The sequence below is a fragment of the Methylobacterium crusticola genome, from assembly GCF_003574465.1.
Taxonomy (GTDB): Bacteria; Pseudomonadota; Alphaproteobacteria; order Rhizobiales; family Beijerinckiaceae; genus Methylobacterium; species Methylobacterium crusticola.
Window position 1 is genome coordinate 1 of record NZ_KZ984687.1, and the last position, 2,648, is coordinate 2,648.

A 2,648-nucleotide genomic window follows, 5' to 3' on the forward strand; every position below is an offset into this window, starting at 1 on the left:
CGCCCTCGCGGCGCGCGGGGGAGTTCGCGCCCCGCGGGCGGCGCACCCGCGAGGGACCGCCCCCCGAACCGCGCGCGGACAGGCGGGCCCGGCGCGGCCCCGGGCGCCTCGTCCCGGCCGGCCTGCCGGACGGGGCGCGCCGGAGGCGTCGGCAACTTTCCACTAGGAAGCATTGCCCGGAACTCCGTAGAGTGAGCGGGCCGTGACGTGAGTGCGTAGAACTCGCTGCGAAGGCCGTGCCACCCCGAGGGGCCGAGCCGGCCGGCAGCATCGGGCGCCCCGCGGGGCGAGCCCGCACCGTGGGGAGAGACAGACATGCAGCACGCCGCCACCCCAACCACGTCGGCCGGGTCGGCGCCGGCCTCGTCGCAGCCCTGGTACCGGGTCCTCTACATCCAGGTCCTGATCGCCATCGCGCTCGGCGTGCTGCTCGGCTACGTCGCACCCGACACCGCCAAGGGCATGAAGTGGCTCGGCGACCTGTTCATCGCCCTCATCAAGATGATGATCGCGCCCATCATCTTCTGCACCATCGTGCACGGCATCGCGTCGATCGGCGACTTGAGGAAGGTCGGACGCGTCGGCCTGAAGGCGCTGATCTACTTCGAGGTCGTGTCCTCGCTGGCGCTGATCATCGGCGTGGTGGTGGGCGAGATCGTGCAGCCCGGGGCCGGGTTCGGGGCCGACCCCTCCAAGCTCGACGCCAAGGCGGTGGCCGGCTACGCCACCAAGGCGCAGGCCGACTCGACCGTGTCGCACCTCATGGCGATCGTCCCGAAGAGCTACTTCGACGCCTTCGCGGGCGGCGACCTGCTCCAGATCCTGCTGATCTCGGTCCTCACGGGCGTCGTCATCACGGGGCTCGGCGAGCGCGGCCTGCCGGCGACCCGCGCCATCGAGGCGGGGGGCGAGATCTTCTTCCGCATCATCGGGCTGATCGTGAAGCTCGCGCCCCTCGGCGCCTTCGGGGCCATGGCCTACACGATCGGCGAGTACGGCATCGGCAAGCTCGGCAACCTCGCCGGGCTGGTGGCCACCTTCTACATCACCAGCATGCTGTTCGTCCTCGTGGTGCTCGGCGTGATCGCCCGCTTCGCCGGGTTCTCGATCATCAAGTTCCTGGTCTACATCAAGGACGAGCTCCTCATCGTGCTCGGCACCTCGTCCTCCGAGACGGTGCTGCCGCACATGATGCAGAAGATGAAGCGCCTCGGCGCCTCGGACTCGGTCGTCGGCCTCGTCATCCCGACCGGCTACTCGTTCAACCTCGACGGCACNCCTGGCGACGCTGTTCCTGGCCCAGGCCGTGGGCGCGGACCTGACGTTCGGCCAGTACGCCACCATCATCCTGGTGGCGATGCTGACCTCGAAGGGGGCGTCGGGCGTCACCGGGGCGGGCTTCGTCACGCTCGCGGCGACGCTCGGGGCGATCCCCGGGAACCCGGTGCCGGTGGCCGCCATGGCGCTGATCCTCGGCATCGACAAGTTCATGTCGGAGTGCCGGGCCCTCACCAACCTCGTGGGCAACGGCGTCGCCACCATCGTGGTGAGCCGCTGGGAGGGCGAGCTCGATCCGGTCAAGCTGCGGGAGGTGATGGCCCATCCGCTCGCCATCGGCACCGAGATCTCGGACGACAAGCCGGTCCCGGCCGCGCCCTGACCGCGCGCCCGGTCCCGTGCCCACCTTACGCATCGGCATCGATCTCGGCGGCACCAAGATCGCCGGGATCGCCCTCGACGCCGCCGGCCGCGTGCGGGCCGAGCGGCGCGTCCCCACCCCCCGCGGCCGCTACGACGCCTCGCTCAGCGCCATCGCGGACCTCGTGGCGCGCCTCGAGGCCGAGGCCGGCGGCACCGGCACGGTCGGGATCGGCATCCCGGGCGCCCTCTCGCCCGCCACGGGCCTCGTCAAGAACGCCAACTCGACCTGGCTCATCGGCCAGCCCCTCGACCGCGACCTCGCCCGCATCCTCGGCCGGCCGGTGCGGATCGAGAACGACGCCAACTGCCTGGCGGTCTCGGAGGCGGTCGACGGCGCGGGCGCCGGCGCGGGCCTCGTCTGGGCGCTGATCCTCGGCACCGGGGTCGGCTCCGGCATCGCCGTCGCGGGCCGGGCCCTCGCCGGGCGCCAGCGCATCGCCGGGGAGTGGGGCCACAACCCGCTGCCCTGGCCGGCCGACGACGAGCGCCCCGGCCCGGCGTGCTATTGCGGCCGCCGCGGCTGCATCGAGACCTGGCTCTCGGGCCCGGGCCTCGCCGCCGACCACGCCCGGCGCAGCGGCGCGGCCGCGCCACTCACCGGCGAGGCCGTGGTCGCGGCGATGCGGGCGGGCGACGCGGGCGCGCGGGCGACGTTCGCGGCCTGGCTCGACCGGCTCGGACGCGGCATCGCCCACGTCGTCAACGTGCTCGATCCCGACGCGATCGTGCTCGGCGGCGGCCTCTCCACCCTCGACGAGATCTACCCGGCCCTTCCCGAGCGGGTCGGCCCGCACGTGTTCTCGGACGTCTTCGACACGCCGATCCGGCGCAGCCACCACGGCGACGCCTCCGGGGTGCGGGGCGCCGCCTGGCTGTGGGCCGGCGCGGACGACCCGGCCTGACGGGCGCGCCCGTCCCGCGCCGGACGCGCCCGTCCCGCGCCGGAC

Annotated in this window: 1 protein-coding gene and 2 pseudogenes; all 3 read left to right on the forward strand. The window is 73.5% G+C overall.

What is annotated here, in order from left to right; all coding sequences use genetic code 11:
* Positions 1 to 315: 315 nt before the first annotated feature.
* Positions 316 to 1,277 (forward strand): annotated as a pseudogene (locus tag DT057_RS05915) (cation:dicarboxylate symporter family transporter); the annotation flags it as partial.
* A gap of 1 nt (position 1,278) precedes the next feature.
* Positions 1,279 to 1,660 (forward strand): annotated as a pseudogene (locus DT057_RS36645) (cation:dicarboxylate symporter family transporter); the annotation flags it as partial.
* Between the two features lie 16 nt (positions 1,661 to 1,676).
* The gene (locus DT057_RS05920; RefSeq protein WP_128561160.1) at positions 1,677 to 2,603 is read left to right on the forward strand and encodes an ROK family protein; all 927 of its coding nucleotides are present in this window, start codon (positions 1,677 to 1,679) and stop codon (positions 2,601 to 2,603) included.
* Positions 2,604 to 2,648: the final 45 nt, after the last annotated feature.